17 protein-coding genes and 1 pseudogene are annotated in these 26,045 nt (G+C 70.5%); 12 read left to right on the forward strand and 6 right to left on the reverse strand.

Annotated features, from left to right (window positions below; translation table 11 throughout):
• The first annotated feature begins 83 nt into the window (after nucleotides 1-83).
• The 6 genes from ACZ4Z3_RS06790 to ACZ4Z3_RS06815 all read left to right on the forward strand — a co-directional run bounded on the left by ACZ4Z3_RS06790 (nucleotide 84) and on the right by ACZ4Z3_RS06815 (nucleotide 5,949).
• The gene (locus ACZ4Z3_RS06790; protein ID WP_468499991.1) at nucleotides 84-629 is read left to right on the forward strand and encodes a DoxX family membrane protein; all 546 of its coding nucleotides are present in this window, start codon (nucleotides 84-86) and stop codon (nucleotides 627-629) included.
• A 36-nt stretch (nucleotides 630-665) separates the two neighbouring features.
• The gene (locus tag ACZ4Z3_RS06795) at nucleotides 666-1,010 is read left to right on the forward strand and encodes a MazG-like family protein (RefSeq protein WP_468499992.1); all 345 of its coding nucleotides are present in this window, start codon (nucleotides 666-668) and stop codon (nucleotides 1,008-1,010) included.
• Nucleotides 1,003-1,536 carry a hypothetical protein gene (locus ACZ4Z3_RS06800; RefSeq protein ID WP_468499993.1) on the forward strand — a complete coding sequence of 178 codons (534 nt, stop codon included), beginning with the start codon at nucleotides 1,003-1,005 and terminating at the stop codon, nucleotides 1,534-1,536. The genes ACZ4Z3_RS06795 and ACZ4Z3_RS06800 overlap by 8 nt, the downstream gene beginning before the upstream one ends.
• A gap of 165 nt (nucleotides 1,537-1,701) precedes the next feature.
• Entirely contained in the window at nucleotides 1,702-3,909 is a 2,208-nt protein-coding gene (locus ACZ4Z3_RS06805) for an MMPL family transporter (RefSeq protein WP_468499994.1), read from the forward strand.
• 115 nt (nucleotides 3,910-4,024) lie between these two features.
• Nucleotides 4,025-5,275: a sensor histidine kinase gene (locus ACZ4Z3_RS06810; RefSeq protein WP_468499995.1), complete on the forward strand. Its 1,251-nt coding sequence runs from the start codon at nucleotides 4,025-4,027 to the stop codon at nucleotides 5,273-5,275.
• Complete coding sequence (locus tag ACZ4Z3_RS06815; protein WP_468499996.1) at nucleotides 5,272-5,949, forward strand: response regulator transcription factor; 678 nt, start codon at nucleotides 5,272-5,274, stop codon at nucleotides 5,947-5,949. Before ACZ4Z3_RS06810 ends, ACZ4Z3_RS06815 begins: the two co-directional genes overlap by 4 nt.
• 18 nt (nucleotides 5,950-5,967) lie before the next feature.
• Here the strand turns inward: ACZ4Z3_RS06815 and ACZ4Z3_RS06820 are convergent, their stop codons facing one another.
• A complete protein-coding gene (locus ACZ4Z3_RS06820; protein ID WP_468499997.1) occupies nucleotides 5,968-7,416 on the reverse strand; it encodes a family 43 glycosylhydrolase in 1,449 nt (482 codons plus the stop codon).
• Nucleotides 7,417-7,560: 144 nt separating this feature from the next.
• The gene (locus ACZ4Z3_RS06825) at nucleotides 7,561-9,042 is read right to left on the reverse strand and encodes a family 43 glycosylhydrolase (RefSeq protein WP_468500219.1); all 1,482 of its coding nucleotides are present in this window, start codon (nucleotides 9,040-9,042) and stop codon (nucleotides 7,561-7,563) included.
• Between the two features lie 435 nt (nucleotides 9,043-9,477).
• Between ACZ4Z3_RS06825 and ACZ4Z3_RS06830 the strand changes: the two genes are divergently transcribed.
• From ACZ4Z3_RS06830 to ACZ4Z3_RS06845, 4 genes and pseudogenes are all read left to right on the forward strand, one after another.
• Nucleotides 9,478-9,774, forward strand: coding sequence for a class III lanthionine synthetase LanKC N-terminal domain-containing protein (locus ACZ4Z3_RS06830; RefSeq protein ID WP_468499998.1), 297 nt, complete (start codon nucleotides 9,478-9,480; stop codon nucleotides 9,772-9,774).
• A gap of 126 nt (nucleotides 9,775-9,900) precedes the next feature.
• A complete protein-coding gene (locus ACZ4Z3_RS06835) occupies nucleotides 9,901-11,043 on the forward strand; it encodes a NucA/NucB deoxyribonuclease domain-containing protein (protein ID WP_468499999.1) in 1,143 nt (380 codons plus the stop codon).
• A gap of 90 nt (nucleotides 11,044-11,133) precedes the next feature.
• Nucleotides 11,134-11,586 carry a hypothetical protein gene (locus tag ACZ4Z3_RS06840; protein ID WP_468500000.1) on the forward strand — a complete coding sequence of 151 codons (453 nt, stop codon included), beginning with the start codon at nucleotides 11,134-11,136 and terminating at the stop codon, nucleotides 11,584-11,586.
• Between the two features lie 244 nt (nucleotides 11,587-11,830).
• Nucleotides 11,831-12,241, forward strand: a pseudogene (locus ACZ4Z3_RS06845) (LLM class oxidoreductase); the annotation flags it as partial.
• 229 nt (nucleotides 12,242-12,470) lie between these two features.
• On the opposite strand, the gene ACZ4Z3_RS06850 reads toward ACZ4Z3_RS06845, so the two are convergent.
• Nucleotides 12,471-14,672, reverse strand: coding sequence for a DEAD/DEAH box helicase (locus ACZ4Z3_RS06850; RefSeq protein WP_468500001.1), 2,202 nt, complete (start codon nucleotides 14,670-14,672; stop codon nucleotides 12,471-12,473).
• A complete protein-coding gene (brxD, locus tag ACZ4Z3_RS06855) occupies nucleotides 14,672-16,021 on the reverse strand; it encodes a BREX system ATP-binding protein BrxD (RefSeq protein ID WP_468500002.1) in 1,350 nt (449 codons plus the stop codon). The genes ACZ4Z3_RS06850 and brxD overlap by 1 nt, the downstream gene beginning before the upstream one ends.
• A 227-nt stretch (nucleotides 16,022-16,248) precedes the next feature.
• On the opposite strand from brxD, the gene ACZ4Z3_RS06860 reads away from it, so the two are divergent.
• Both ACZ4Z3_RS06860 and ACZ4Z3_RS06865 read left to right on the forward strand, forming a co-directional pair.
• Nucleotides 16,249-18,066 (forward strand): GmrSD restriction endonuclease domain-containing protein, encoded by a 1,818-nt coding sequence (locus ACZ4Z3_RS06860; RefSeq protein WP_468500003.1) that lies wholly within the window; start codon nucleotides 16,249-16,251, stop codon nucleotides 18,064-18,066.
• Nucleotides 18,063-19,115, forward strand: a complete 1,053-nt coding sequence (locus ACZ4Z3_RS06865; protein WP_468500004.1) for a CBS domain-containing protein — start codon at nucleotides 18,063-18,065, stop codon at nucleotides 19,113-19,115. Before ACZ4Z3_RS06860 ends, ACZ4Z3_RS06865 begins: the two co-directional genes overlap by 4 nt.
• Before the next feature lie 70 nt (nucleotides 19,116-19,185).
• Here ACZ4Z3_RS06865 and pglZ read toward each other — a convergent pair whose 3' ends face one another.
• A complete protein-coding gene (gene pglZ, locus ACZ4Z3_RS06870; protein WP_468500005.1) occupies nucleotides 19,186-22,107 on the reverse strand; it encodes a BREX-2 system phosphatase PglZ in 2,922 nt (973 codons plus the stop codon).
• Complete coding sequence (gene pglY / locus ACZ4Z3_RS06875) at nucleotides 22,104-25,991, reverse strand: BREX-2 system ATPase PglY (protein WP_468500006.1); 3,888 nt, start codon at nucleotides 25,989-25,991, stop codon at nucleotides 22,104-22,106. The genes pglZ and pglY overlap by 4 nt, the downstream gene beginning before the upstream one ends.
• Nucleotides 25,992-26,045 lie beyond the last annotated feature (54 nt).

Consider the following 26,045-nt stretch of genomic DNA (forward strand, 5'->3'; position numbering starts at 1 on the left):
GCCCCGAGGCGTGTCATCGGTGCGACGCTGGTTACGCGGGAGGGGAAACCGTCCGATCGCCACCGTCCGTTCCGGGAGTCACCGTGACCACATTCGACCGACGTGATCTGGGCCTGCTGCTCCTCCGCCTGGGCGCGGGCGGGGTCCTCGCCGCGCACGGGACGCAGAAGCTGTTCGGCTGGTTCGGCGGGCACGGCATCGAGGGGACCGGCGCCTTCATGGAGTCGGTGGGGTACGCGCCGGGCAAGGCCAGCGCGACCGCGTCGGGGCTGGCCGAGACGGGCGGCGGCACCCTGCTCGCCCTCGGTCTCGCGACCCCCGCCGCCGGTGCCGCCGCGGCCGGCGCCATGGCGGGCGCCGCCGCCGTGCACACCCCCAACGGCTTCTTCAACGCGAGCGGCGGCTACGAGTACGCCGCGACCCTGGGCCTGGCCGCCGCGGGACTCGCGATCGCCGGTCCCGGCAGGCTCTCCCTCGACCACGCGTTCCACCATGTCGTCGACCGGGGCTGGATGGTGCCGTCGGCGCTCGCCTTCACGGCGGCCACCACGGCGCTGGTGATCGGCGCCCGCACCAAGCGGTTGCGGCGGCAGAAGGAGGGCGAGCAGGAGCCGTTGTTCGAGGAGTGACCTCCCCGCTCGGTACGGGCGTGACAAGCTGCGCCCATGAGCGAGCGGAGCGACGCCCCCGGCGACCCCTGGCAGTCCGTGGAACTGCTGTACTCCTGGCTGGAGTCGAGCCGTGTGCACGACGGCCGTGAGCTGTTGCTGCTGCGGCTGCTGAAGCTCCAGGAGGAGGTCGGCGAGGTCGCCGAGGCGGTGATCGGTGTCACCGGGTCCAACCCGCGCAAGGGCACCACCCACACCTGGGACGACGTGCGGGCCGAGCTGTGCGACGTGATCATCACGGCGATGGTGGCGCTGCGCACCCTCGCCCCCGACGCCCGCGCGGTCCTCGCCGCCCATCTGGCCGGGGTCGCGCAGCGCTCCCTGGACGTCCGCCGTGGCTGACGACGCGTTCTGGATCGCCGCCCTCACGGCCGGTACCGCCGTGGTCGCGAGCTGGGTGACGAGCCGGGGCACGGCACGGGCCGCCCGCATCCAGGCGGACACGACCACGGGCGCCCAGCGGGTGGAGCGGCTCAGGGAGGCGCGGCGGGCGGCGTACGCGGACTTCATCGAGCAGGCGCAGCGGCTGAGCGACGTGCACTGGAAGGTGTCGGACGTCGTCCGCGCCGCCGACGGCGGGCTCGGGCCCCGGCAGGTGGAGGAGCTGCGGGCGCTGCGGGACCGCCAGCGGGAGGAGTACGCGGCACTGCGGCACCGTACGTGGATCGTGTCGTTGGAGGGCCCGGACGAGGTCGCGGACCTCGCCAACGCCGTACGGCGCTCGACGAGCCCGTTCCACAAGGCGATGGAGGCGATGATCGAGGGCGACGCGGACGCGGCCGCCCGTTTCGACGCCTGCTACCAGCCGTTCTGGCAGGCCCTGAAGGACTTCATCAAGGCGTCGCGCGACACCCTGCACGCCATGTGAGAGGGGCGCGGGCTCCGCACGGTCATACCGGGGGGTGATCCGGCGGCCGGGTCGTACTGCGATTCGAGTACCCGGGATTGTCGGCAGCCGCACGACGACTCGGAGGGCCTCGGAACGGGAGTGTGTGCGGGTACCCCAGACCTCTGACGTGGAGACCTGCGCCCCATGGCAACCTTCCTCTATCGGCTGGGCCGGCTGGCCTTCCGCAAACGCTGGTACGTCACCCTCGTGTGGGTGGCGGTCCTCGGCGCCGTCGGTTTCGGCGCCGTCAAGGCCCCCGGAGCCTCCGACGAGGAGTTCTCCATGCCCGGCATCGAGTCCCAGAGGGCGTTCGACCTGCTGGAGGAGCGCTTCCCCGGCATGACCGCCGACGGCGCCACCGCCCGGGTCGTGTTCGTCGCGCCGGGCGGCGAGAAGGTCACCGCCGCGGCGAACAAGAAGGCGATCGAGGAGGCCGTGGCCGACCTGGCCGACGGCTCTCAGGTCGCGAGCGCCGTCGACCCGTTCCGGGCGCGGGCCGTCAGCCAGGACGGCTCGACGGCGTACGCGACCGTCACGTACAAGGTCGGCCCCAACGAACTCTCCGATGCCGACAGGACCCACCTGGAGAACGCCCTCCACCGGGCCCAGGACGCCGGGCTGACCGTCGAGGCGGGCGGCGACGCGGTCTCCGAACAGGGCGGCGCGGGCGGTGCGGCCGAGGTGATCGGCGTCGCCATCGCCGCCGTCGTCCTGCTGGTGACCTTCGGCTCGCTCGCCGCGGCCGGGCTGCCGCTGCTGACCGCGCTGGTCGGCGTCGGCGTCAGCATGGCGACCATCCTCACCCTGTCCGAGGCGCTCGGCCTGTCCACCACCACCGGCACCCTCGCGATGATGCTGGGCCTCGCGGTCGGCATCGACTACGCCCTGTTCGTCGTCTCCCGCTACCGCGAGGAACGCGCCGAGGGCCGTACGCCCGAGGAGGCGACCGCCCTCGCCACCGGCACCGCCGGATCGGCGGTCGTGTTCGCCGGGCTCACCGTCGTCATCGCGCTGGCCGGGCTGTCCGTGGTCGGCATCCCGATGCTGACGAAGATGGGGCTGGCCGCCGCCGGGGCGGTCGTCGTCGGCGTGCTGATCGCGCTGACCCTGGTCCCGGCCGTCCTCGGGTTCTGGCCGAACGCGGTGCTGGCCCGCAAGGCCCGCAGGAGCGGCCGGCCGGCGGAGAGCGGCGACAACGGCGGCACCCGCTGGTCCCGGTTCGTGCTGCGCCGGCCCGTGCCCGTCCTGCTGCTCGGCGTCATAGGTCTCGGCGCGCTCGCCGTACCGATGACCGACCTCCAGCTGGGCATGCCCGGCGACGAGGCCAAGCCGACCTCCACCACCGAGCGCCGCGCCTACGACGCGCTCGCCGAGGGCTTCGGGCCCGGCTTCAACGGCCCGCTGACGATCGTCGTGGACGCCCGGGGCGCCGACGACGCCAAGAGCGCCGCCGAGACCGTCGCGAAGGACATCGGCGCCACCGAGGGCATCGTGTCCGTCTCCCCCGCGCGGTTCAACGAGGCCGGCGACACCGCCGTCTTCTCCGCCGTGCCCGCCACCGCGCCGACCGACGAGAAGACCAAGGACCTGGTGACGGTCATCCGCGACGAGCGTCCCGGCATCGAGTCGAGGACGGGCGCGACCTACGAGGTCACCGGCACCACGGCGCTGAACATCGACATCTCCGACAAGGTGCAGTCGGCGCTGGTCCCCTATCTGCTGATCGTGGTCGGTCTCGCCGTCCTGCTGCTGCTCGTCGTCTTCCGCTCGCTGCTCGTCCCGGTGAAGGCCGCCCTCGGCTTCCTGCTGTCGGTGCTCGCCTCCCTCGGCGTGGTCGTCCTGGTCTTCCAGCAGGGCCACGGCGCGGAGCTGCTGGGCGTGGAGCAGACCGGCCCGATCATGAGCCTGATGCCGATCTTCCTGGTGGGCATCGTCTTCGGCCTCGCCATGGACTACGAGGTGTTCCTCGTCTCCCGGATGCGAGAGGCGTACGTCCACGGCGACCGGCCCGACGAGGCGATCACCAGCGGGTTCCGGCACAGCGCCCGGGTGGTCGCCGCGGCCGCCCTGATCATGATCGCGGTGTTCGCCGGGTTCATCGGCGAGAGCGACTCCATGATCAAGATGATCGGCTTCGGGCTGGCCTCGGCGGTCCTGTTCGACGCGTTCGTCGTGCGGATGGCGATCGTGCCGGCCGTGCTCGCGCTGCTCGGCGACCGGGCCTGGTGGCTGCCGAAGTGGCTCGACCGCGCACTGCCCCGCGTCGACGTGGAGGGCGAGGCGCTCACCCGCCGCCCCGAGGCGGAGCCCGGCCCGGCGGAGCCCGCCGAACCCGCGGCGGCCCGCGCCTGACCCCACCGCACCACCCCCACCGGGGCCGTCCGTGGCGAAGACCACGGGCGGCCCCCGGGGCGTGCGCGCCCGACGTCGACCACCATGGTTCCCAGTCCCACCGACCGGAGTCCCGATGAGCATCAGCCTGGACCGGCGCTACGCCGACCGCCTGGAGGAGTTCTCCGAGAGCCATCCCTTCCTCATCGATCTGACGATGGCCGCGATGCTGATGGCGTGCGCGACCCTCGGCAGCGCGCTCACCCTGCCCGGGGCCGACCCGCCGGACCAGGACAACGTCGGCGTCGCCCTCATGGGCGTCTCCTGCCTCGCCCTGCTCAAGCACCGCGCCCACCCGCGCACCGCGCTGGTCATCACGGCACTGTGCACGATCGTCGCGGTCTCCCTGGGCTATCTGGTCACCCCCCTGCTGCTGGCACCGGTCATGGGGGGCCTGTACTGGCTGTCCACCCAGACCGACCGGAACACCACCCGCGTCTACGGCCTCACCACCATCGGGGCGACGACGCTCGCGGCGGTGTTCGCCGACTCCATGGACCAGCTCTCCCTGCTGATCAGGACGGTCGGCCCCGTCTTCTGGCTGCTGCTGCCCCTCGCCACGGGCAAGGCCACCCAGGTGCGGCGTGCCTATCTGAAGTCGGTGCAGGCCCGCGCCGAGCACGCCGAACGCACCCGTGAGGAGGAGGCCCGCCTCCGGGTCGCCGAGGAACGCATGCGCATCGCCCGCGATCTGCACGACGTGGTCGCCCACCATCTGGCCCTCGCCAACGCCCAGGCGGGCACCGCCGCGCACCTCACCCGCGTCGACCCCGAGCAGGCCCACCGGATCCTCACCGACCTGACCGCCACCACGTCGTCGGCCTTGCGGGAGCTGAAGTCCACCGTCGGTGTGCTGCGCCAGCCCGACGACCCGGAGGCGCCCCTCGCCCCCACCCCCGGCCTGCACCAGCTGCCCGACCTGGTCGCCGCGTGCGAGTCCGCGGGCCTCTCGGTCACCATGACGACGGAGGGCCCGCCGGGGCCGCTCGACCCGGGCGTGGACCTGACCGCGTACCGGATCGTGCAGGAGGCCCTCACCAACGTCAGCAAGCACGCCGACGCGGACGCGGCCCGGATCCGCCTCGCCTACCGGGAGTCGCACCTGACGATCACGGTCACCGACGACGGCGGCGGCACGGCAACCCCCGCCAGTGTGTTCGACAACTGCCGAGGCTTCGGCCTCATCGGCATGCGCGAGCGCGCCCAGTCCGTCGGCGGCGCCCTGAGCGCCGGCCACCGGCCCGAGGGCGGCTTCGAGGTCACCACCGACCTTCCGCTGCGCCCCCGCCCCCGCACCCCCCAGCTCGAAGGCGGACCGACCCCATGACCATTCGCGTGCTGCTCGCCGACGACCAGGCCCTGCTGCGGGCCACCTTCCGCATCCTCATCGACTCCTGCCCGGACCTGGAGGTCGTCGGCGAGGCCGCCGACGGCCGGGAGGCGGTCGACCTCGTCCGCGTCCACCGCCCCGACGTGGTCCTCATGGACATCCGGATGCCCGGCACCGACGGACTCACCGCCACGGCCGTGATCTGCGCCGACGAGGACCTGTCCGGCACCCGCGTACTGATCCTCACGACCTTCGAGATCGACGAGTACGTGGCCCGGGCGCTGCGGGCCGGCGCGAGCGGCTTCCTCGGCAAGGACGTCACCGCCGACGCCCTCCTCGACGGGATCCGCACGGTCGCCGCCGGGGACTCCCTGCTCTCCCCCACCGCCACCCGCACCCTGATCACCCGTTTCCTCACCGCCCCCGCCCCCGGCACGCCGCTGACCGCGCCCGAGCAGCTCGCCACGCTCACCTCCCGGGAACGCGAGGTGATGTCCCTGGCGGCGGAGGGCCTGTCCAACGACGAGATCGCCGAGAAGCTCTACGTCAGCCCGCTGACCGTACGCACGCACGTCCACCGCGCGATGACGAAGCTCGGCGCCCGCGACCGGGCCCAACTGGTGGTGATGGCGTACCAGTCGGGCCTGGTGCAGGTGGTCCCCCCGGAATGACCGGCTCGTGGAGGGCGGCTACTCCTTGTAGAAGGTGGCGTCCTGCCGGTCGAGCGTGGTGCTCACCGGCTGGGTGTAGAGCAGGTTGTCGAAGTGCCGGATGTAGCGGCCGGGGAAGTTGTACGACTCGTACGACACCCCGGCCGCGCTGTCGGCGAGACCGGCCCGCTGGTGGAAGGAGGCGTCGGCGTCGAACAGCGCCGTGCCGTCGTCCTTCTCCACCCACAGCTCGTTGTTCTTGTGGCGCAGGTAGTAGCCGGGGAAGTTCGCCGACTCCAGGGAGACCGTGCCGCTGCCCGTCAGACCGGTGACGATCCGGAACTGCGAGTCGGCGAGGTTGGTGACATTGCCCTCCAGCTTCGCGCGGTACTCCCAGTGCCGGATGAACTTGCCCGGGTAGTTGTACGAGGAGAGGCGGACCGGGGTCGCTCCGTCGGCGACGGGGATGCCGAAGTTGGGTGTGCCGTCGGCGTTCCAGTACAGCTTCTGGTAGCGGGTGCGGCGGTTGGGGTCGTTGAGCGGGTCGCCGTTGATGTCCTTGTAGTCGCGGTCGTGGTAGACGAGGATGTCCGACTTGCCGTCCTCGGAGACCGTGAAGGTGTTGTGGCCGGGCCCGTACTGGCCGGTCCTGTCGTTGCTCTTGAAGACCGGGGTGGACGTCTTCGCCCAGGAGGCGGGGTTCATCAGGTCGGCGGTGGCGTCGGCGATGAGCAGGCCGAGGCAGTAGTTGGCGTCGGTGGCGCTGGCCGAGTAGGCCATGAAGACCTTGCCGTTCTTCTGCAGGACGGCCGGGCCCTCGTTGACGCGGTGGCCGACCGTCTCCCAGGAGTACTCGGGCTTGGAGATCATCACCGGGCTGCCGCTGATGGTCCAGGGGTTGGACATCTTCGCCAGGTACAGGTTGGTGCCGCTGCCGACCGCCGGGTCGTTCTGCGCCCAGCTGAGGTAGCGGGTGCCGTTGTGGGTGAAGGTGGTGGCGTCCAGCGAGAACGTGTCCAGGGGCAGGCTGATGCGGCCCTTCTCGGTCCAGGTGCCGGTGAGCGGGTTGGCGGAGCTGGACTCCAGGACGTACGGGCGGATCTTCCAGATGTCGTTGGAGGCGCCGGCCGCGAAGTACACGTACCACTTGCCGTCGATGAAGTGGATCTCCGGGGCCCAGATGTGGGCGCCCATGTCACCGCTGGCGTGCTTGGTCCAGATGGTCGTCTCCGGGGCCGTGGCGAGGCCCTGGAGGGTGGTGGCCCGGCGCATCACGATCTTGTCGTAGGCGGGGACGGTGGCCGTGAAGTAGTAGTAGCCGTCGGTGTGCTTGAAGATGTGCGGGTCGGCGCGCTGGAGCGCGATCGGGTTGGTGAACGTCACGGCGGGGGACGCGGGCGGGGCGGCCTGGGCGGGGGTGGTCACGCCGGTGAGCACGGCGAGCGCCGCTGCCGCGGCCACCACGGCCCGTCTGACGAGTCGTCTCATGTTGTGCGGCCCTTCGGGGTTCGGATGTGCGGGGTGGAGCGGACCGGCGGACGGCGTTGGCATCGGTGTCGGCGTCGGCGTCGCCGTTCAGGAGGCCGGAGAGGTCCGCCGGTCAGGCAGCTGAGTGGTCAGGCAGCCATGCGGTCAGGCGGTCGTGGGGACGAGCCGCCACTGCTGGCAGTTGTTGTTCAGCCAGGACCACTGGCGTACGTCGGTGCCGTCGGCGGTGCCGCAGTCGGCGACGTCCATGACCTTGCCGGTGGCGGCGTTGACGATCCGGACGTAGTCGCCGCCGAGGTAGACCATGCGGAACTTCTGGCAGTTGTTGTTCAGCCAGGACCACTGGCGGATGTCGGTGCCGTCGGCGGCGCCGCAGTTGGCGACGTCGGCGACCTTGCCGGTGGCGACGTTCACGAGGCGGCTGGTGTCGTCGCCGCGGTCCTCGATCCGCCACTTCTGGTTGGGCCCGCTGTTGCAGGTCCACTGCCGGACGTCGGTGCCGTCGGCCGCGTTGCCGCCGTTGACGTCCAGGCACTTGCCGCTGTTGCGGTTGACGATGGTGTACGCGTTCGGGGTCGTCGCCGTCTCGCCGGAGGGGCCGGCGAGGGTGGTGCCGAGGGCGACCGGGGTGCCGAAGTTCGGGGTGCCGTCCGCGTTCCAGGTGAACTTCTGCGCCCGTGTCGTACGGCCGTTGTCGCAGCCGTCGCTCGCCGCGTCGTTGGCGTGGTAGACGATCCAGTTCTCGGTGCCGTCGGGCGAGGTGAAGAAGCCGTTGTGGCCCGGCGCGTAGACCCCGTTGGCGTCGCTCCGCTGGAACACGGGCGTCTGCTTCTTGGTCCAGGAGGAGGCCAGCAGCGGGTCCGAGCCGGTGAGTTCGAGCTGCCCGAGCTTGTAGTCGGGGCCCCAGCAGGCGCTGGCGGAGTAGATGAGGAAGGTGCGCCCGTTGCGGTACAGCGGCTCGGGCCCTTCGTTGACCTCACCGCTCTGGGTCTCCCAGCCGAGCGTCGGGCTGGAGATCACGGTGAAGGTGGAACTGGCCAGCGTGTACGGGTTGCTGAGCGGCGCGATGACGAGGCTCTGCTTGCTGCCGCCGACGAAGCCGCTGCCCACCAGGTACAGCCTGTTGTTGTGCTTGAGCACGCTGGCGTCGATGAGCCAGCCATTGGGTGTGGTGTTGGCGCCGGTGAGGGTGTTCTTGTAGGTGTACGGCCCCATCGGGTCGGACCCGGCGCTCTCCAGCACATGGGTGCGCTGGCTGTCGCAGCAGGCGGTGCCGCGTGGCCCGGCGGAGTAGTAGAGGTACCACTTGCCGTCGAAGAAGTGGATCTCCGGGGCCCACATGTTCCAGTTGCGGGTGGAGGTGCTGTCCGACCACACCTGGACGCTCGGCGCGGTGCTCAGCCCGGCGAGCGTGGGCGACTTCCGCATGGTCAGCTCACCGGTGAACGAGGTCGTCACCAGGTAGTAGTTGCCGTTGTAGTACTCCAGCCAGGGGTCGGCGCCCTTCTGCGACTTGACCGGGTTGGTGAACGGCTTGCCGTCCGCCGCGGCGGCGGACTGCGCGGTGTGGATGGTCTGGACGGACAGGAGCGAGGCGAAGAGGGCCAGCAGCATCACCGCCGGCATCAGGCTGGGGCGGAGCGTCGACCAGCGACGGGCGCGGGTGGGGAACACAAGAAGTCCCTTCCGGGAGGCGGCTCGTTGCCGGGCTTCCTGACTCACCCGGTTTGTTCGACATCACGAACACTGTGCGTAACTTCGGCCAGAAGGTAAGGGTGAGACGCGAGGGACGTCAATGGATGCGACAGGTTCCATCACCTCCGACGCCCGCGCAAGGTCGCACCGCGATGCCGCGCGAGGTCGCACCGCGATGCCGCGCGAGGTCGCACCGGTGGGCCCCGTGCGAGATCTCCGGGGGTTCCTGAGGCGCTTCGCGCCGGGCGTGCGAGGCACACGGGCCGCCCATGCGTTGCACGGTCCGGCCTGAGCGCACCTCACACGGACGGGAGGCTCCCATGGACAAGCGGTACGAGGTCTACTGCCTCACCCACCCGCACTTCCATGACGCCCCGCCCACGCACGGGGGCCACAGGGCGAATTCGGCAGACGCGGGCCCCGCTCCCGGGAGCGCGGCAGCGCGAGAAGGCGGGCGAGCGGCTGGCCTTGCGTCCCGTCGTGTACGGCGCCTTCGCCGACCGCTACTGCGTGTCGGCCGACGGGGTGGTGGAGCAGGCGGTGGCGGACCCCTCGGGACGCCTGGTGCCCGACGTGCACGGCCCCGCCCTCCGGCTGCCGGAGTGGGATATTTCCGAGCCCTCACAGACGAGAATCAGCCACTCGTCGAGCTATCGGAACTAGCCGATATAGAACGACAGTTCGACTCGTAAATGCCTGTCATGAGCACTTCGACCTGTGATGTGATCGCCGCGGGCGACAGACCTTTCACAGCTGTCACCCAGGTTCGAACACCACGGGGAGAAATGCATGCACAATCGAATGAAATCCGGCAAAAAACTGATCGCTACGGCCGCGACGCTGATCGTCGCAGCCACCGGCACCATCGGCGCCTCCGCCCCCGACGGCGGAACCGCGGAGGCGGGTGCGAGGAACGAGCTCACGGTCACCTCCGCCGTGGCGAAGTCCTCCGACTTCACCGCCGACTTCAAGACCGAGGCGGTCACGCCGCAGGCGGCGGGCAAGCCCGCCGGGTACTGCAAGCAGCCCAACCCGATGACCACCGCGGTCAACCGCACCATGGACTGCTACCACATGGACATCAAGGTCGACGTGAAGAGGAACGGCCGCCTCGTGGGGACCGCTTCGTTCACTTCGTGGCATGAGATCCACCTGAACCTCAAGAAGATCAAGTGGTCCGAGAAGATCACCGTCAGCAAGGCCACGATCGTCGGCGACGCCCGGGGCATCAGTACCAGTTTCCACCCGTCGTGCCGCTCGGGCTGCCAGGTCCGCGCCGGGGGCAACCTCGCCCGCCCCTTCACCCTCGGTGCCGCCCGCACCGGTTCGGCGGACCACACCTTCACCGTCAGCAAGGGGCACCCGCGCTCCAGCAACACCCGCTACGAGTTCAGCTTCAAGAAGCCGGGCTACAGCAGCGGTGAGGCCGCGTATGTCGGGTCCACCTATCGCTGCGACGACGAGGACCGTCAGTACGGCGCGGGCTGCGTCTACCCGACCCGCATGTCCGTCGAGAAGGACTGGACCAAGCTGTCCGACATGGCGAACCTGCCGGGGATAGGCGACAACATACGCAAGGTCCAGCGGGCCGGCCTCCAGATCGGATACCCCGGCTCCAAGGTTCCGCTCACCCGAGCCACCAAGGCCAAGGCCACCGAGAACCGCAAGGAGGTCTGCGGCCCCAACGTCAGGCCCAAGCCGGGCGACATCTGGTGGACCGTGGACCCCAACGACGACGGCACCAAGCCCTCCTGTGACGAGTACCCGTTTGCCGAGACCACACAGGGCGGCAACACTTACAACCCGCCCAACCGGGCCATCAAGTGGGTGCCGCTGAAGGAGAACCGCACACAGGGCGGCATCATCCGCACCTTCTTCGGCCGCTACCACATTCTGCCGGGAGACAAGTTCTACGTGCAGGCCGGCGCGTAGACACGACCGACTCGACACCGGCAGGCCCCTCACGCCCCCTGGGCGCGGGGGGCCTGCTCCCGTGCCGAACGCAACGAAGGAAGACGATCCATGCCCGAGATCCTGCCGGTGGAGGAATACACCGGGATGGCGACCCTGAGCCACGCCTTCTACGTCATCGGAATGGGAGAACCCGACGGCATCGCTCTGCCGTCCACGGACTCCCGCACCCGCGTGACCGCCACCGACAGCAGGAGCTGCCTCACCGTCACCGCCGGATCGAACGAATGGGAACCAGTCAAGATCAGCTTCCTCGTCTACGACCGGGAACCCGAGCCGCTGCCGGGTGAATGGACCCACACCGAGACGTTCACGTGCACCGCGACCGACGCCCCGGCCGACTTCACCACCGGCACCGACTCCGACGACATGTTCGAGGACCCCTTGCCGCCGGAGCATCTCTTCAACCGGCCCGGCCTGGAGCCCCCTTACCACTGGAAGGGCCGTCTTCTCGTGGCCGCGTACGAGGTGGAGGAACACGTGTTGCAGTTCTGGCCGGCGTAGGGGTCGATGTCGCCGCACCCGGCTGCTGCCCGTCATCCGCACCCTGGCCACCGAGGACCAGCGTCGCGCCCGGACCAGTACCCCGCGAGGCCGTCAACAGGTCGCGTGATCCGGACCTGGGTCCGCCACCGGCGGGAGAGCCAACGGGCTCGGCCTGGTCGTCCATCAGCCGCATGAGATTCCGCTTGCGTCGCTGGGAGGCGCGCAGGGCGGCGATGTACGCGGTGAACAGGTCCGGTGTGCCCAGGCGGCGGGCTCGCACCCGTACCTGGTGCCGCCGGAGCACACGGCTCAGGCGCGCGAGACGCTGGGGGCCGGATCGCTCCTCGCCTCCGAACTGAAGGTGATCCTGGAGACCGACCCGACCCGCGCCCGCGCCACGGCCCGCGCCCACCTCTCCTTCTACCGGGACCTGCCCACCTACACGAACACGTTCCTCCGCCTCGGCTTCACCGAGGACGATTTCCGGGACGGCGGCAGCGACCGCCTGACCGACGCGGTGTACGCGTGGGGCGACGAGAACCGCGTCCGGGCGCGGCTGGACGAGTTCCACGCGGCGGGGGCGGACCATGTGGCGTTGCAGGTGATCGACGGGGGGCCGGGGGACATTCTGCCGCGGGGGGAGTGGCGGCGGTTGGCGGCGCTGCTGGGCTGACCACTGCCGAACCACCGATGGGGACGCCGTCATCGGCGGCACCCCGCCCCCGCCTGCTCGAACTTCAGAAGGCTCGGTCGCGCACTCTGCCGTCTCGGTTCCCTCCGCCGAGCCCTCGGTGGTACTCGACGTACCGCTCGTCGATGTAGTGGTCCGGGTGGCGCCTCAGTACGCCGATGGGCGTCCCGCCCAGTGTTCGCGCCATCGACGGCAGGTCCGGGACGGCTGTTCATCCGGTGCGCTGAAAGCGCACGGGCTCAGCGAGTGCCGCGCGGGCGCTGTCGAAGTCGGCCAGACGGGCCGCGACCGTTGCGACGGCGAGACGCTCGGGGAGTGCGGCGGAGAACTTCAGACCGCGTACCGCTCTGTGATCCACGTCGGGGAGGACGAGATTGTCGCCGACGTTCTCGCGGGCCGCGTGCCACTCGACCTGGGTGATGTCCTCACGCAGCCGCAGCCAGCTGTCCGTGGGCCGTTGCAGCGGATCGGTGACCGCTTGGAGAGTGGCCGCGAGGGTCGCGTTGGCCCGATAGCCGGCCCACGTCCACCAGCGCACGTCCTTGCCGACGCGCGTCACCAGCGTGCCACCAGGGTGCACGGTGTCGGGTGCGTCGAACTCGCGCTGTTCGGCCAGGCACGTCTCCGCACGCCGGGTGAGGGAGACCGGCGGATCCGTGCCCAGCAGCACCTCGCGCATTGCACGCGTCAGGGCGTAGGACAGTCCTGCGACACCGCCGTTCATCCACTTGGCGACGCCGCCGCCGTCGGCAGGTTCGACGAAGACACGCTTGCGCAGCCAGTCGATGTAAGTGACCTGCCAGCTGCGTCCCCCGAGCAGCAGCCGCCGCGGCCCGGGCCGTTCCTCGGTGAGGACGCTCGGATCGGAACGGCCGATCTCCGTGCGTCCCGACAGGACGGTGAACTGCGGCGGCGCGGTGAAGGACGCGGTGAGTTCGATGAAGTGCCGCTTGCCGAAACGGCGTTCAGCCTCGGGTCCCACAAACAGCATGCCGCCGTCGCTGTCGAGGAAGCCCTCCTCGGTGAGGAAACGCAAGATCGGGGCGGCGGACTTGTCGAAGGGGGCCAGGCCGTTCCACTGGCGGTCCCACAACTGATCCCCCAACTTGTGCTGTTGCAAAGCGACGGCGAGTAGTTGCTGGGCCACCAGATGGCGGGGCTCCGGCGGAGGGACGACCGGTTCCACCCAGCCCCGCGACCACAGCAGCAGCAGGCCCGCCGCCTGCAGCAGCGTGTCCTTGCGGGTGGTGAGGAACAGGCAGTTGCGCACGGTATCGGGTCGCCTGCCCGTACGGCCGATGCGTTGCAGAAATGAGGCGACGGAGGCTGGCGAATCGATCTGGATGACGCGGTCCAAGTCGCCCACGTCGATGCCGAGTTCCAGGGTCGAGGTGGAGACGATGACACAGTCGCGTGCCTCGGCGAAGGCTTGCTCGGAGCGGGCGCGTTCAGCGACGGACAGGGAGGCGTGCGACAGGAAAACGGTGACCTCGCGGGCCCGGAGGGCGGCGCCCAGTTCCTCGACCTGTCGGCGCGAGTCGCAAAAGACAAGCCGCTTCTCTCCCCGGTGCAGGGCCGCGATGAGTTTGGCAGCGTTCTCCAAGGAGCCCACGTAGTCGAGTTCCACCTCGCCGGCGGGCTTGGGGAGTCGGTCGGCGGCAGCCTTGTCGGGCCCGGCTCCGCCGGTGCCGGCAGGCAGTTGGAGTCCGGGGGCGACGACTTGCCCCATACGGCTTCCGGCCCCGGCGCCCTGCAACCAGCGCAGCAACTGGTCCGGGTTCCCGACGGTCGCGGAGAGGCCGACGCGCTGGATGGGCCGTCCGGTGACCCTCTCCAGCCGTTCGAGCACGGCGAGCAGATGCCATCCCCGGTCGTCGCCGGCGAAGGCGTGCACCTCGTCGACGACCACGGCCCGCACGCTTCCCAGGAGGCGCGCGTGGTCGGTCTTGACGCCGATCAGCATCGCTTCGAGGGACTCGGGCGTGGTGAGCAGGACGTCCGGCGCCTCGGTACGGATGCGGTTCCGCTGTGACTCCTTGGTGTCGCCGTGCCAGAGCGCGGCGCGCCGCCCGAGCCACTGGGCGTAGGAGTCGACACGGCCGACCAGGTTGTTGAGGAGGGCCTTGAGCGGGCACAGATACAGAACGGACGTGCCCCTCCACTTCTGTCGGGTCATCGCCGACAGCAGCGGGAAGCAGGCCGCCTCGGTCTTGCCGCCCGCCGTCGGCGCCAGCAGCACGGCGTCCTGCCCGTCCATGAGGGGGTTGATCGCCGCCCGCTGCAGGGGACGCAGATCGGGCCAGCCGAGGGTGTTGACGATGTGATGCAGGACGACGGGATCGAGCCGGTCGAGCACGTCGGCCCCGTCCCCGCCCGGGCACGTACCGGCCGGGCTTCCCTCGTCCACCGCCATCACAGCTCCAGGTCGATGTCGTCTGCCGACGCGGCGCCGCCGGCGACCGTAGCGGCCAGGTTCCGTTCCACCTCGGTGAGTTCGCTGCTCGCGACCGTCAGCCGGTAGTGCTGTCGGGGATCGAAGTCGTCGAACTGGTCCACGCGGTCGAGCACGTCCCCGACCAGCTTCTTCAGGAACAGGCGGGGAGCCACCCCGACCTTCCCACCCAGCGCCCCGCCGACGGCCCGCGCGAGGTCCGCGACGTAGGCGTCGTCGACGACGGTACGCACGCGATCGGGCGACGCGGCGGCCTCCGCGTACAGGTCCCGGATGGTGGCGCCGAGGCCGATGAGGGACTCCTGGTTGAAGCCGGGGAGCCTGATCTGCACGGCGCGGGGGTTGTCGAAGCGCGGGTCGGTGGTGAAGTCCGTGGCAAGCCTCTGGGCGAGCGGTGCCAGGCGCTGCACCCCTTGCTGCCCGTCATAGAAGGCGGGTGTGCCGGTGATGACGAGGTACAGGCCGGGGAAGCGGCCGGAGTGCACCTCGTCGATGAGCTGCCGCAGCGAGTTGAGCGCCTTGTCCCGGGCGTCCGACCGTACCCGCTGGAGCGTCTCGACCTCGTCGAGCACGACGAAGAGCCCGGTGTGCCCGGAGTCGCGCAGCACGGTGAGGAGCCCCTGCAGGAAACCGAGGGCACCGAAGTGGTCGAGGTCACCGCGCACCCCTGCAAACCTGCGGGCGGAGGCCGCCACATGCGGCTGACCGCCGAGCCACGCCAGGACGGCGGAGGCGGTCGCCTCGTCCCCGTCAGCGAGGGCGGCCCGGTATCCGCGCAGCGCGGTGGCGAAGGACGGGGCGTGCCGGGACACCTCGGCGAGCCGCGCCACGAGCAGCTTCTCCACCTCACCGGGCAGTTCCTCCTCGGTCGCGCCGGCCGCGAGGGCGTCTTCCTCCAAAGCGTAGAACCAGGCGTCGACGACGGGCCGCAGGGCGCTGGGCGGGAAGCTGGACGTGGTGAGCCTTTCGGTGAGGCGCCGGTAGACGGTCTCCAGCTTGTGCAGCGGCGTCTCGTTCTCCGAGATCTGGATCTCGGCCACGGCGAAGTTACGGCGCTTGGCCCGCTCTCCCAGCCAGCGTGTGAAGAACGTCTTGCCGGACCCGTACTCACCCCGTACGGCCTTGAACACGGACCCTCCGGACTCCACGGCGTCCAGCTCGGCGTCCAGAGCCGCCTCGAACCGGTCGAGGCCGGTTGCGAGCAGGTCGAGCCCGCTTTCGGGTACGGCTCCACGGCGCAGGGCATCGAGGACGGTACGGCGGCGGGCTGCGCTGACCTGGGCGGGGCGCTTGGATCCGGTGGTGCTCACGGGGATCAGTGTTCCATCTCCCTGTGCAGCGTGGCCTCGAGGATGTGTCGTGATGCCCAGTTCGTGACCCTGCGAGCCCGCTGTCTCCCTACTGGAGCAGCGGTCCTGAAACCTGATCCGGGCGGTGCCCTGGGGTCATCTCGTTGTTCGGTGAACCAGTTGACTGTCACTGGAAAGCGCTGATGAAATCACTCTCCGTACAGGTATCAGGGTGGAAGTGGAGTCACATGGCGGCCCTCGACAACGTGAAGCTGAAGGACGTTCTGGCGGATGTCGCCTCGGGGTCCTTACAACTGCCCGACTTCCAGCGGAACTGGAAATGGGACGACGACCGGATCCGGGCGATCATCGCGACGGTCACCCTGGATTACCCGCTGGGCGTCGTGATGACGCTGCAGACCGGCGGCGCCACCCGGTTCCGTTCCCGGACCCTCACCGGTGCGCGGCCGGACGGGGACCCGGAGGCCGACCTCCTGCTGCTGGACGGACAGCAGCGCCTCACCTCCCTCTTCCAGGCCCTGTGGCTCGACGCCCCGGTGGAGACGGCGGACTCCCGGAGCAAGCCCATCCAGCGGTGGTACTACGTCGACATCGCGAAGGCCGTCGGCCCGTCCGCCGACCGCGACGAGGCCATCGTGTCCGTACCGGCCGACAAGGTGCTCAGGACGGACTTCAACCGCACCGTGGTGCTGGATCTGAGCAGCACCGAGGCCGAGTGCGCGGCCGGCCTCTTCCCGCTCCACTTCGTCTTCGACGCCCAGCGCGTGAACGAGTGGAAGAAGGCGTACATCAAGGCCGACGAGGACCGGAACTGGGACCTGTGGGGCCAGTTCGACGAAGCGGTCCTCCAGCAGGTCCGCGCCTTCCAGGTCCCGATGATCCGGCTGGGCGCCTCCACCTCCATGGACGCCGTCTGCGCGGTCTTCGAGCGGGTCAACACGGGCGGCGTCCCCCTGAACGTCTTCGAACTGCTCACCGCGACATACGCCGGGGACCGCGACTATGTGGACCAGACCGGGGACTACTACCAGCTTCCCGAAGTGTGGCGGGAGATCAAGCAGGCGCTGGCGAGCAAGTACCCGGTCTTCGGCCGTGTCGACAGCGGTCTCGAGAACGGGCTGAGCAGCATCGACTTCCTGCAGGCCATCGCCCTGGTGCGCACCTGGGAGCGCAAGCAGGCGGGCCTCGGGGCCACGGTGTCCTGCAAGCGCCGCGACCTGCTGGACCTCCCCCTGGCCGACTTCGTCCGTCTGGCGCCCAAGCTCGCCGACGCCTTCGCCTGGGTGGGCGACTTTTTGGAACGGCAGTGCATCGTCCGCCCGGCCGACCTGCCGTACAAGACGCAGTTGGTCCCGCTGGCAGCCGTCCGCGCCATCCTCGACACGACGATGGACGGTCTGGGGGCGGAGGAGAAGATCGAGCAGTGGTACTGGTGCGGGGTGCTCGGTGAGATGTACGGCGGCTCCACGGAGACGCGCTTCACCAAGGACGTCGAGCAGCTCGTCCCCTGGATCGCGCAGGACGAGAGGGCACCCGAGACGGTCACCGAGGCGTTCTTCTTCGCCGACCGCCTCGACACCCTCACCACCCGCAACAGCGCCGCCTACAAGGGGATCTACGCCCTGCTGATCAAGCAGGGGGCGGTGGACTGGCATCACACGGACGCCCCGCTCAGCCCCGGCAGGCTGGACGAGTACGGCGTCGATATCCGGCAGATCTTCCCCAAGACGTGGTTTCGGCGCGGCAACAGCCAGGGACTGCCCACGAGTTCGATCGTGAACAAGACCCCGTTGTCGTACCGCGCGGCCATGGTCATGACGGGGGCGCCGTCGTCGTACGTGTCCACGATGATCGCCGCGTCCGACACTCGTCCCGAGTGGTTCGACGATGTCCTGACCACCCACCTGATCGATCCGGACGCCCTGCGCGAGAACGACTACGAGCGCTTCTACCGCGACCGTTCCAAGCAGTTGCAGGACCTGGTGCACTCCGCCATGGGCAAGAAGACGATGCTCCGCGACCTGCCGGAGGACGACGCCCGATGATGACCAGGCCGCAGGAGCCGGACCTCGCCTCGCTCAAGGGCAGGACCGTGTCCGTGCAGGAGATTCTCGACCTGTTCCAGGTCAGGGTCCGCGACCACCGGACCGTGCACCGGATCTCGCAGGCCCTGACGGACGCCGGGCTGACCACGCTGCCGGACTTCGCCGTGTGCGCTCTGCGCACCACAGTCGACGTCGTGCCGCTGGCGGCCGTTCCCGCACAGCGCACGCCGACCGACGCGGACGACGAGGCCGACTCGACGGACGAGGCCCTGCCCTCGCACGCCCTGCCCCAGCGGCTGCTGCTCGGCGACATCCCGTCCGCGCGGCGCGGCGTGGTGTCCGTGGGCCCTGGCACGCCCCTGTCCCAGACGACCTTTCTGATGCGTACGAAGGGCCTCTCCCAGATCCCGGTGACCACCGGCATGGCGCAGGTCCACGGCGTTGTCACGTGGGGCTCTGTGGCGAAGATGTACGAGGCGGGGAAGGAGGCCACCCTCGACAACGCGATGGAGAAGGATTCTCTGCCCGTCGCCGACGCCCGACAGGAGTTCTTCGCCGCCCTCCCCGTCATCCGCGAGCACGGCTATCTGCTCGTCCGCGGCGACGACGGCTGCCTCTCGGGCATCGTCACCGCCGCGGACGTCACGGAGCGCTTCGAAGGGGCGGCACGCCCCTTCTTCATCGTGGGCGACATCGAGTCCCTGCTGCGCCGCTGCCTGGGCGCGGCTCTGGACGCGGAGACCATCAAGGCGGTCCAGACGAACAAGAGGCCGGAGCACCGCACCGGCCAGGTGTCGGACCTGATGTTCGGCGACTACCTGAGACTGCTGGACGGCGACCAGACCAGGCAGTCCTTCGCCGAACAGGCCGACCGCAACTGGGAGGCCCTGAAGTGGCCCAACATGCCCCGGGAGCAGTTCATCGGCCTGCTGAAGCGGGTGAAGGACATCCGCAACCGGATCGCCCACTTCGACGAGAAGCCGCTTCCGCCGGAAATGATCGACGAGCTGACTACCTTCGCGAAGGTGCTGAGGGCGTTCGCGTCATGAGGTAGCAGCAACGCGGGTGGAACGCTCGGGGTGCCTCAGGCCAACGTCCGAGGCGCCCCGAGCCATGTTCTCAGCTCGCCCCGAGGGCGAACTGCTCGCGCAGCAGTGCCTCATGAAGTCGCAGAGTACGGCCGTCCGGCAGGATCTCCAGTACCTGCACGCCGTCGTAGTTGAGGAGTTGCCGCAGGACGGCGGCGAAACCGTCGCCCCGGGTGACCGGCATGCCGGCGCGCTGGGCGACCGCGGTCACGGGGAGGGTGCCGCCCGCGTCGAGCAGGGCGGCGAGCGCCTTGTGGACCTGCTCCTGCTGCGGCTTGCGGGCGAGACCCCCGAGCTGTCCCTGGTACGTCTCCGAGCCGAGCAGGGCCGTCACCAGCGCCTCCGTCCGGGAGACGAGGGTCGGGGTGAGAAGGGAATCGTCTCCCCCGGTGGTCAGCTCCACGTCGAAGAGCGCCTCGTGTGTGCGCGCGAGCTCCGCCTGCTGCTTCTGGGACTTCCCCGACGGCTTCTTCGGCGCAGAGGGAGTCGCCCCCACGAGCAGCTGAGTGGTGGCCTCACTCGGCAGCGGTGCCCTCCCCACCTCCTCCGGAGCCCACCACAGGGGCCGCTGGTCGCCGAGCTCCCGCCACTCCTTCGGCGGTTCCGCCCCGAACGGCAGGAAGGCGAGCACGGGGATGGTGAACTCGGCGAGCGAGGCCCCGCCGTGATAGCCGGCCTTGAGAGCGGTGTAGCGGGAGTCGGCGTCCCACAGCGCCACGATGGACGCGCCGGGCTCGGGCCACACCACGCGCGGTCCGGTGAGGGTGATCTCCCGGTCGGCGAGGCGACCGACGGCGGGCAGGCGGTGCCGGGCGGACGCGGGCTCGGCGGCGGCGTCGACCTTCCTTCCGTGCCGGTCGACGACGTGGCCGTGGTCGCTGGTGAGGATGACGGCCATGCCCTGGGCCGCCGCCACCCGCAGCAGGTCCCGCAGGCCGGGCACGTCGTCGACCCGCCAGGTCCCGTCACCGAGCTTCTGTTCCTTGGCAAGGCGGTCGTCGATGGCGTTGAGGACGACCGCGACATGCGTCCGGCCGTCTGCGATTGCCTCCGTGAGCATCGGGCCGAAGGTGTCGCCCGCGGTCTCGCCGCGCAGGTCGTCCTTGTGGAACACGTTGGCCGGGGCGCCGCCCCACAGCTTCAGCGTGGGGAAGAGCCGCTTCTCGTCGGCCTGGGTGCCCTTCATCAGCGTGCCCGCGAACAGTGAGGTGCGGGACACCGCCGTCAGGGTGGGCAGGGCGGCGGCCATCGCCCGACGCTGCGGAGCGCCCTCGGGCAGCGGATCGAACTCGGCCCAGGAACGGCGCAGTTCCTCGCCGAGTTCGTTCGCTATGGCCGCACTCATGCCGTCGAGCACGAGCAGCAGTACCCGCCGTTGCTCCCCGCGCCGGACGACCGGTCCGACCACGCGGTCGAGGAAGGTCTCGACGGTGAGCATGCTGCCGGGCTGGGTGCCGGCCTGCGTCCAGGCGGCCAGAGAACGCGCGAAGAACGCGTCGATCTGCCGTCTCCTGTCCCGGACGCGTGCGGCGAGGGTGTCGTAGGCGGTCTTGAGGACGGGGTCCGGGTCGCCGCCTGCCTCGATGTGCTCCAGAGCGAGGTCGACCCAGCCGGTCTCGGCGACGTGACGCTGTATGGCGTCGGCCACCGTAGGGCTCTCGGCGGGCGTGTCGGTCAGCAGCCAGCGGGCGAGGCGCTGTCCCATGCGGGCACGTTCGATACGGGCGGACTCCTGCGGTTCGGCGGCGAGCCGGTGGTCCGCCAGGCGCCGGACGGCGTCCGCCACCGCGCCCCTGTCACCGGCCGCGAGCGCCCGCCCGACGGCCGTGAACCGTGCCTCGAGTCCGCCGCGCAGGACGGGGCTCGCCGCGACGGCCTGTTCCGCCCCGAACTGGCGCGCCAGCGCGGCCGCCCGGTCGAGCACGGTGCCGGACGTCCGGCGTGCCTCACGGACCTGGTCCCCGTCGCCGCCACCGGTACGGTGTCCGACTGCCAACAGCGTGGTGACATATTCCTCGGCAGCCCGGCCGAAGACGGTCACCAGGGCGTCGAGCTGTTCGCCGACCGCCGGGGGCTGGTCGCCGAAGTAGCGTTCGGCGCGGCCCCGGGCCTGGTACGTCCCGGGGGCGGGCTCGGCGTGCTGCCACAGTGCCGCGCAGACGAGCCCGAAGGCGGCGGCGTCCGCGCCCCGCTCGGCGTCCACGAGGGCGAGCAGGGCGCGTCCGGCGAGGCCGGCCTGGTCCTCCTCGCCGAGGAAGGCGGTCAGCCCGGCGCGCTCCGGTCCTCGCAGCCCGAGGAGTCGCTCTGGAGCACCAGGGCGGGTCGACCAGTGCAGCAGGGTCTGGGCGTCGAGCCGGTCGTCACCGGGGCGCCGTGTACCGCCCTCGGTGTCGTATCGGCCGAGGCGCAGGCGGCGCTGGGTGAGCGCGGTGAGCGCGTACTGACGGGACAGCCAGCCGCCGGGCACGGGTGGCCAGCCGCCGGGGGGCGTGGCGTCGAGCAGGGCTTCGGCGGCCCAGTTGACGTCCTTCAGGCGCGGGTCGATCTGACGGGCGCCGAACGCCTCGCGGACGACGTCCCAACTGTCGACGGTGTCGATGCGCAGTTTGTGGACGCGCGCGAGGATCGCCGGGTCGAGTTCGTGCTGCTCGCGGTCGGTGAGGACGACCAGCACGGCGGGGCCGGGCCTGCGGCCCGCGAGGTGGTCGAGGACGAGTTCATGGACGGCGAGCGGCGAGGGCGCCACCGCGACACCGGCCGTCCGTCCCTCCGCCCAGGCGGGTTCCGTGGGACCGTCCCACTGGGGCGCGGACCGCAGCAGCACGACCCGGCGCCTGCCCCCGCCATCTCGTGTCAGCGAGGCTGCGAGGGAGGACTGCGAGGACAGGTACTGGGTGACGGTCGCGGTGTTCAGCCGCACGGCGCCCGGGGCGACGGTGGCGGTGTCCGTCATTCGACGACCTTCCAGGTGATCTCGATGGTCGCGTCGGGGTGGCGGGCGGCCAGTTCGGACAGCTCCGCCTGAAGGTCGGCGGCGGCCCGGGCCACGGTGGTGCGGCGGCCACCGGACGTGCGGGCGGTGCCGCTGCCGGAGGAGGCCGGCGTGGGGTTCTCCTGCGGGGCGTACGGGATGCGCGGGTCGCTGGTCGGCGTGTCCAGGGACAGGTCGCCCGCCGTGGGCTGAGGCTGCACGACCGGTGCGGGCGGCTGGGCCGCGGCCTGGGTTCGCTTGACCAGGGCAACGACCTCGCGCTGCGTACGGGCCAGGGCGTCACGCAGGTCCGCGGTGCGCTGGTCGTCTCGGGCGACGTTGCGCAGCGAGTCGAGCAGGGCCGCGCCCTCGGGGCCGAGTCCGGCGGCGAGTTCGAGGGTGCTCCAGGGCGCTGAGGCGACGGCCTCCGCGACGCTGCGGGCCTGCTTGATGGAGGTGCCGTACCGGTCGGCGCTGGTCTCGCCCAGGTCGAAGGAGGCGAGGGCCTCCACGGTCTTCTTCGCCCCGGCCGCGCCCTTGCCTGCCTCGGCCGTGAGGGCGTCCAGCAGTTCCAGGGAGCGGCGGGCGAGCGGGAGCCGTCCAGTGTCGGCGGTCTGGTCGAGGCCGAGGAAGGCGGCGTGGGCCTCCAGCTGGTGCACCAGGTCCGCCGTGTGGTCCCGGTGGGCGCGGGCGGCCTCGATGATCTGGCGGGCGAACTGGTTGACCATCCGGCCGCGCCGCAGGGCGGGAGCCTTCTGCCCGAAGATCGTCTCGAAGCGCTGCCGCGCCGTGTCCCAGTCGGACTCGGCGGGCAGTGGCTGGCTGCGCAGCGCGTCATGGTCCTTGATCGCGGACAGCTCGGGCGCGGGGTCGAGGACGGTGCCGACGCGCACCCACACCCGGTCGTCCATCTCGGCGAAGGCGGCGACGACGAGCCGGGCGAGGAAGTCGGGCAGGCCGCGCGGGTCGGGCTTGTCGGTCCAGTCGGTGAGCGTGATCAGGGACAGGTCCCCGGTGACGCCCTGGGAGCTGGCGAGCTGCCGGAAGTGGTCGGCCCAGTAGCGGGACAGCTCGAAGTACGCCTCCTTCTGCTGCCCGAGCCGCAGCGGCCCGGCGATCCGCTGCATGAGCCTGCGGTCGGCGGCCGGGACCTCCACCCGTCCGTCGCGCGCCTCGGCGGCGGCACGGACGTGGGCGAACACCTTCTTGGTGTCGGCGGGCTTCACGGCGGTGCCGGTGGCGTCGGGATCGAGGTCGGGGTGGGCCGGGTACTGGTGGGCGAGCAGCCTGCCCGCGACATGCCGGATGCCGTCGTGCAGGCTCTGCCCGAAGGACAGGGTGAGGCCGTCGACGTCGGGCAGCGCGACGAGGTGGTCGTCGAAGTCGGGGACGACGTCGGCGGCCTGCTTCTGCGCGAGTCCGTACGCCTGCTTGAAGGCACCCCTGACCTGCTTGAGCAGTGCCTCGCGCTGGGTTTCGAGGAGTCCCTTGGCGCGGCTGCGGTTGTCGGCGTTGAGATGGCCGGCGTACTGGGTGTCGAAGCGGTGCTCGTCGGCGAGGGCCTTGTCGATGACGACGAGGCGCCGGAAGTCGGCGAACCGCTGCGCCGACAGATGGGCCGGCAGCCAGGCGACCACACGGGACCGCTCACCCTGCTGCCGCTCACGCAGCCGCCGGATGCGGTTGACGTCCTCGACCGGGCCCCACTCGCCCTCGTCGAAGGGGAGGTCTATGGCGATGCGCCAGCGGCCCTCTTCCTGCGGCATCAGGTCGTGGTCGGGCAGCTCGTCCTCGTCGGCGACGTTCCCGAAGACGATCTCGGCGGTGCGGGCGGTGCCACGCCAGGTGAAGCTGAGCTGGTCGCTCAACTGACCATGTTCGACGCTCAGTTCTTCGGACAGCAGGCGGCGGGCGAGCGCGACCCGGTTGCCGGGGTTGTCGTTGACCTGGGCGTTGGCGATGACGGAGTCCACGTCGACCCCGGACAGCTCCAGCCGTACGCCGGGGTTGGCGTCGGTGCCGGTCTCCTTGATCTCGGGGAACCTGGCCGCCCACTCGGCGACCTTGTTCTTGATGATGCCGACCTCGGCGCCCGGGATGGGCGCGAGGACCGACCCGTAGTTGAGCGCGCCGAGCCGACGGATGGTCAGTTCGGACAGCGCGGGGACGCTGGGCGCGAGAGCGGACAGCAGCAGCGTGCACACCAGCCGGTTGTCGCCGACGAACATCCGGCAGCCGCCCAGCCGCTTCGGGTCGGTGAGGGACTCGGGCCGGTTGCGGTACTGCTCGACGTCGTCCTCGGTGATGTCGTACGCGCTGAGCAGGTAGGGCCGCAGCTTGGTCCTGTAGAGCTTGTCGGCGGCCTCGAAGACGACCTTCAGGCTGTCGGTGAACGGCTTGTCGCCGCCCTCCGCGATCACCGGGTAGAGATCGCCGACAGGGACGAGCTGTCCGAGGCGGAGCTCGTCGCGGTGGTCGGCGAGGAGCTGGCCCATCAGCTTCAGACCAGTGCGAGAGCGCTGCAGTGCGGACGAGATGTGGACGAGGGTGTCCATGAATGCCGGCGAGAACGGGTACGTCAGCCGGAACGACTCCGCGTCCGCGCCGGTGGTGCCTTTCTCCGAGCCGAGGAGGGTGTCCCAGACCTGCGGGCCGACCCGCTTGGTCTGCTCGAAGGCCGCGTCGACCTGCTGGGCCGCCTCGTCGTTCTTGGGCTTGAGGAGGCGGGCGTGGGCGATCTGCGGGAGGTTGCGGTCCTCCAGGGTGATCTTGTCGAACCGGCCGGAGGCCAGGTTCAGGGTGTCCTGGATGGACGACTCGGCCGCGCCCGACACCTCCTCGCCGACCAGCTCACGCAGGTCGCGCTGGCGGGCGATGAACGACACGACGGGGATGGCGCGGCGGGCGTCGCCGCCCTCCACGAAGTTCGTGATCTTACTGGCCTCGCGGGCGACGAACTTCTGGTCGTGGATGAGAGTGGCGAGCCAGAGGATCAGCTCGTCCATGAACAGGATGAGCCCGTCGTAACCGAGCGACTTGGCGTGCTCGGCGATGACGGACAGACCGGCGTCCAGGGAGATGAAGCCGTGCTCGTCCTCGGCGGCGTTCCTGGTGAAGCCGGGGAGGAGGGTGGTGCCGGCGTCGTTGACGAGCTTGGCCCGCAGCTCGGCCGGGGTGGAGGGGTTGGTGAGGTTGAGCGCGGTGCCCGCCTCGTGGTTCTCCTCGGCGGCGAGCGCGGTGTCGAGGAGCTGCGGGGTCCAGGCGAAGCCCTCGCCCCACTCGTCCTCGTCATCGTCGTCCACGCCGGTGCCGAGACCCCGGATGACGGCCTCGTCGCCCATGTTGGCGCGCATGGCGCGGATGTCCGCGAAGAGAGAGTCGGTCCGGTACACCTGCGGGGTCGGGGCCTCCGGGTGCAGCTTCTTGACATGGTGCACGTACCCGCCGAGTACGCGCTGTTCCAGGGCCTTCGCGCCGAGCATGTGGTACGGCACGAGAAGGAACCTCTTGCCGTCCGTGCTGAGCCACTCGTGCTTGGTCAGCACCGGGTCGAACTCGGTGCGGGAGCGGGCGGCCGGATTGCCGCTGAGCAGCGCGTACAGCACGGCCATGAAATGCGACTTACCGGAACCGAAGGACCCGTGCAGGTACGCGGCCTTGGAGCGGTGCCCGTCCAGCGCGGACTTGATGAGGGCCAGCGCCTCGTCGAAGTTCTCCAGCAGCCGCTCGGTGACGACGTAGTCCTTGAGCGCGTGCTGGGCGCCCTCGGGTGTCGTCGCCTCGGCGAGGGACAGCACGAAGTCCGAGGTGGAGATGGACTCCTTGATGTCGATGACATCGCGGAGGAGGGGCGGCTGCTGGGCCATTACCGGTCACGCTCTCCATCTGGCGGCCTCCGCCGCCGCTTGTACTCGATCGTG

This window comes from Streptomyces sp. NPDC030296 (genome assembly GCF_055572815.1).

What these genes read in the sequence shown, in the direction of transcription:
- ACZ4Z3_RS06795 (WP_468499992.1), top strand. Translation starts at nt 666, where the DNA reads ATGAGCGAGCGGAGCGACGCCCCCGGCGACCCCTGGCAGTCCGTGGAA.
- ACZ4Z3_RS06805 (WP_468499994.1), top strand. Translation starts at nt 1,702, where the DNA reads ATGGCAACCTTCCTCTATCGGCTGGGCCGGCTGGCCTTCCGCAAACGC.
- ACZ4Z3_RS06810 (WP_468499995.1), top strand. Translation starts at nt 4,025, where the DNA reads ATGAGCATCAGCCTGGACCGGCGCTACGCCGACCGCCTGGAGGAGTTC.
- ACZ4Z3_RS06815 (WP_468499996.1), top strand. Translation starts at nt 5,272, where the DNA reads ATGACCATTCGCGTGCTGCTCGCCGACGACCAGGCCCTGCTGCGGGCC.
- ACZ4Z3_RS06820 (WP_468499997.1), bottom strand. Translation starts at nt 7,416, where the DNA reads ATGAGACGACTCGTCAGACGGGCCGTGGTGGCCGCGGCAGCGGCGCTC.
- ACZ4Z3_RS06825 (WP_468500219.1), bottom strand. Translation starts at nt 9,042, where the DNA reads ATGCCGGCGGTGATGCTGCTGGCCCTCTTCGCCTCGCTCCTGTCCGTC.
- ACZ4Z3_RS06830 (WP_468499998.1), top strand. Translation starts at nt 9,478, where the DNA reads ATGACGCCCCGCCCACGCACGGGGGCCACAGGGCGAATTCGGCAGACG.
- ACZ4Z3_RS06835 (WP_468499999.1), top strand. Translation starts at nt 9,901, where the DNA reads ATGCACAATCGAATGAAATCCGGCAAAAAACTGATCGCTACGGCCGCG.
- ACZ4Z3_RS06840 (WP_468500000.1), top strand. Translation starts at nt 11,134, where the DNA reads ATGCCCGAGATCCTGCCGGTGGAGGAATACACCGGGATGGCGACCCTG.
- ACZ4Z3_RS06850 (WP_468500001.1), bottom strand. Translation starts at nt 14,672, where the DNA reads ATGGCGGTGGACGAGGGAAGCCCGGCCGGTACGTGCCCGGGCGGGGAC.
- ACZ4Z3_RS06860 (WP_468500003.1), top strand. Translation starts at nt 16,249, where the DNA reads ATGGCGGCCCTCGACAACGTGAAGCTGAAGGACGTTCTGGCGGATGTC.
- ACZ4Z3_RS06865 (WP_468500004.1), top strand. Translation starts at nt 18,063, where the DNA reads ATGATGACCAGGCCGCAGGAGCCGGACCTCGCCTCGCTCAAGGGCAGG.
- pglZ (WP_468500005.1), bottom strand. Translation starts at nt 22,107, where the DNA reads ATGACGGACACCGCCACCGTCGCCCCGGGCGCCGTGCGGCTGAACACC.
- pglY (WP_468500006.1), bottom strand. Translation starts at nt 25,991, where the DNA reads ATGGCCCAGCAGCCGCCCCTCCTCCGCGATGTCATCGACATCAAGGAG.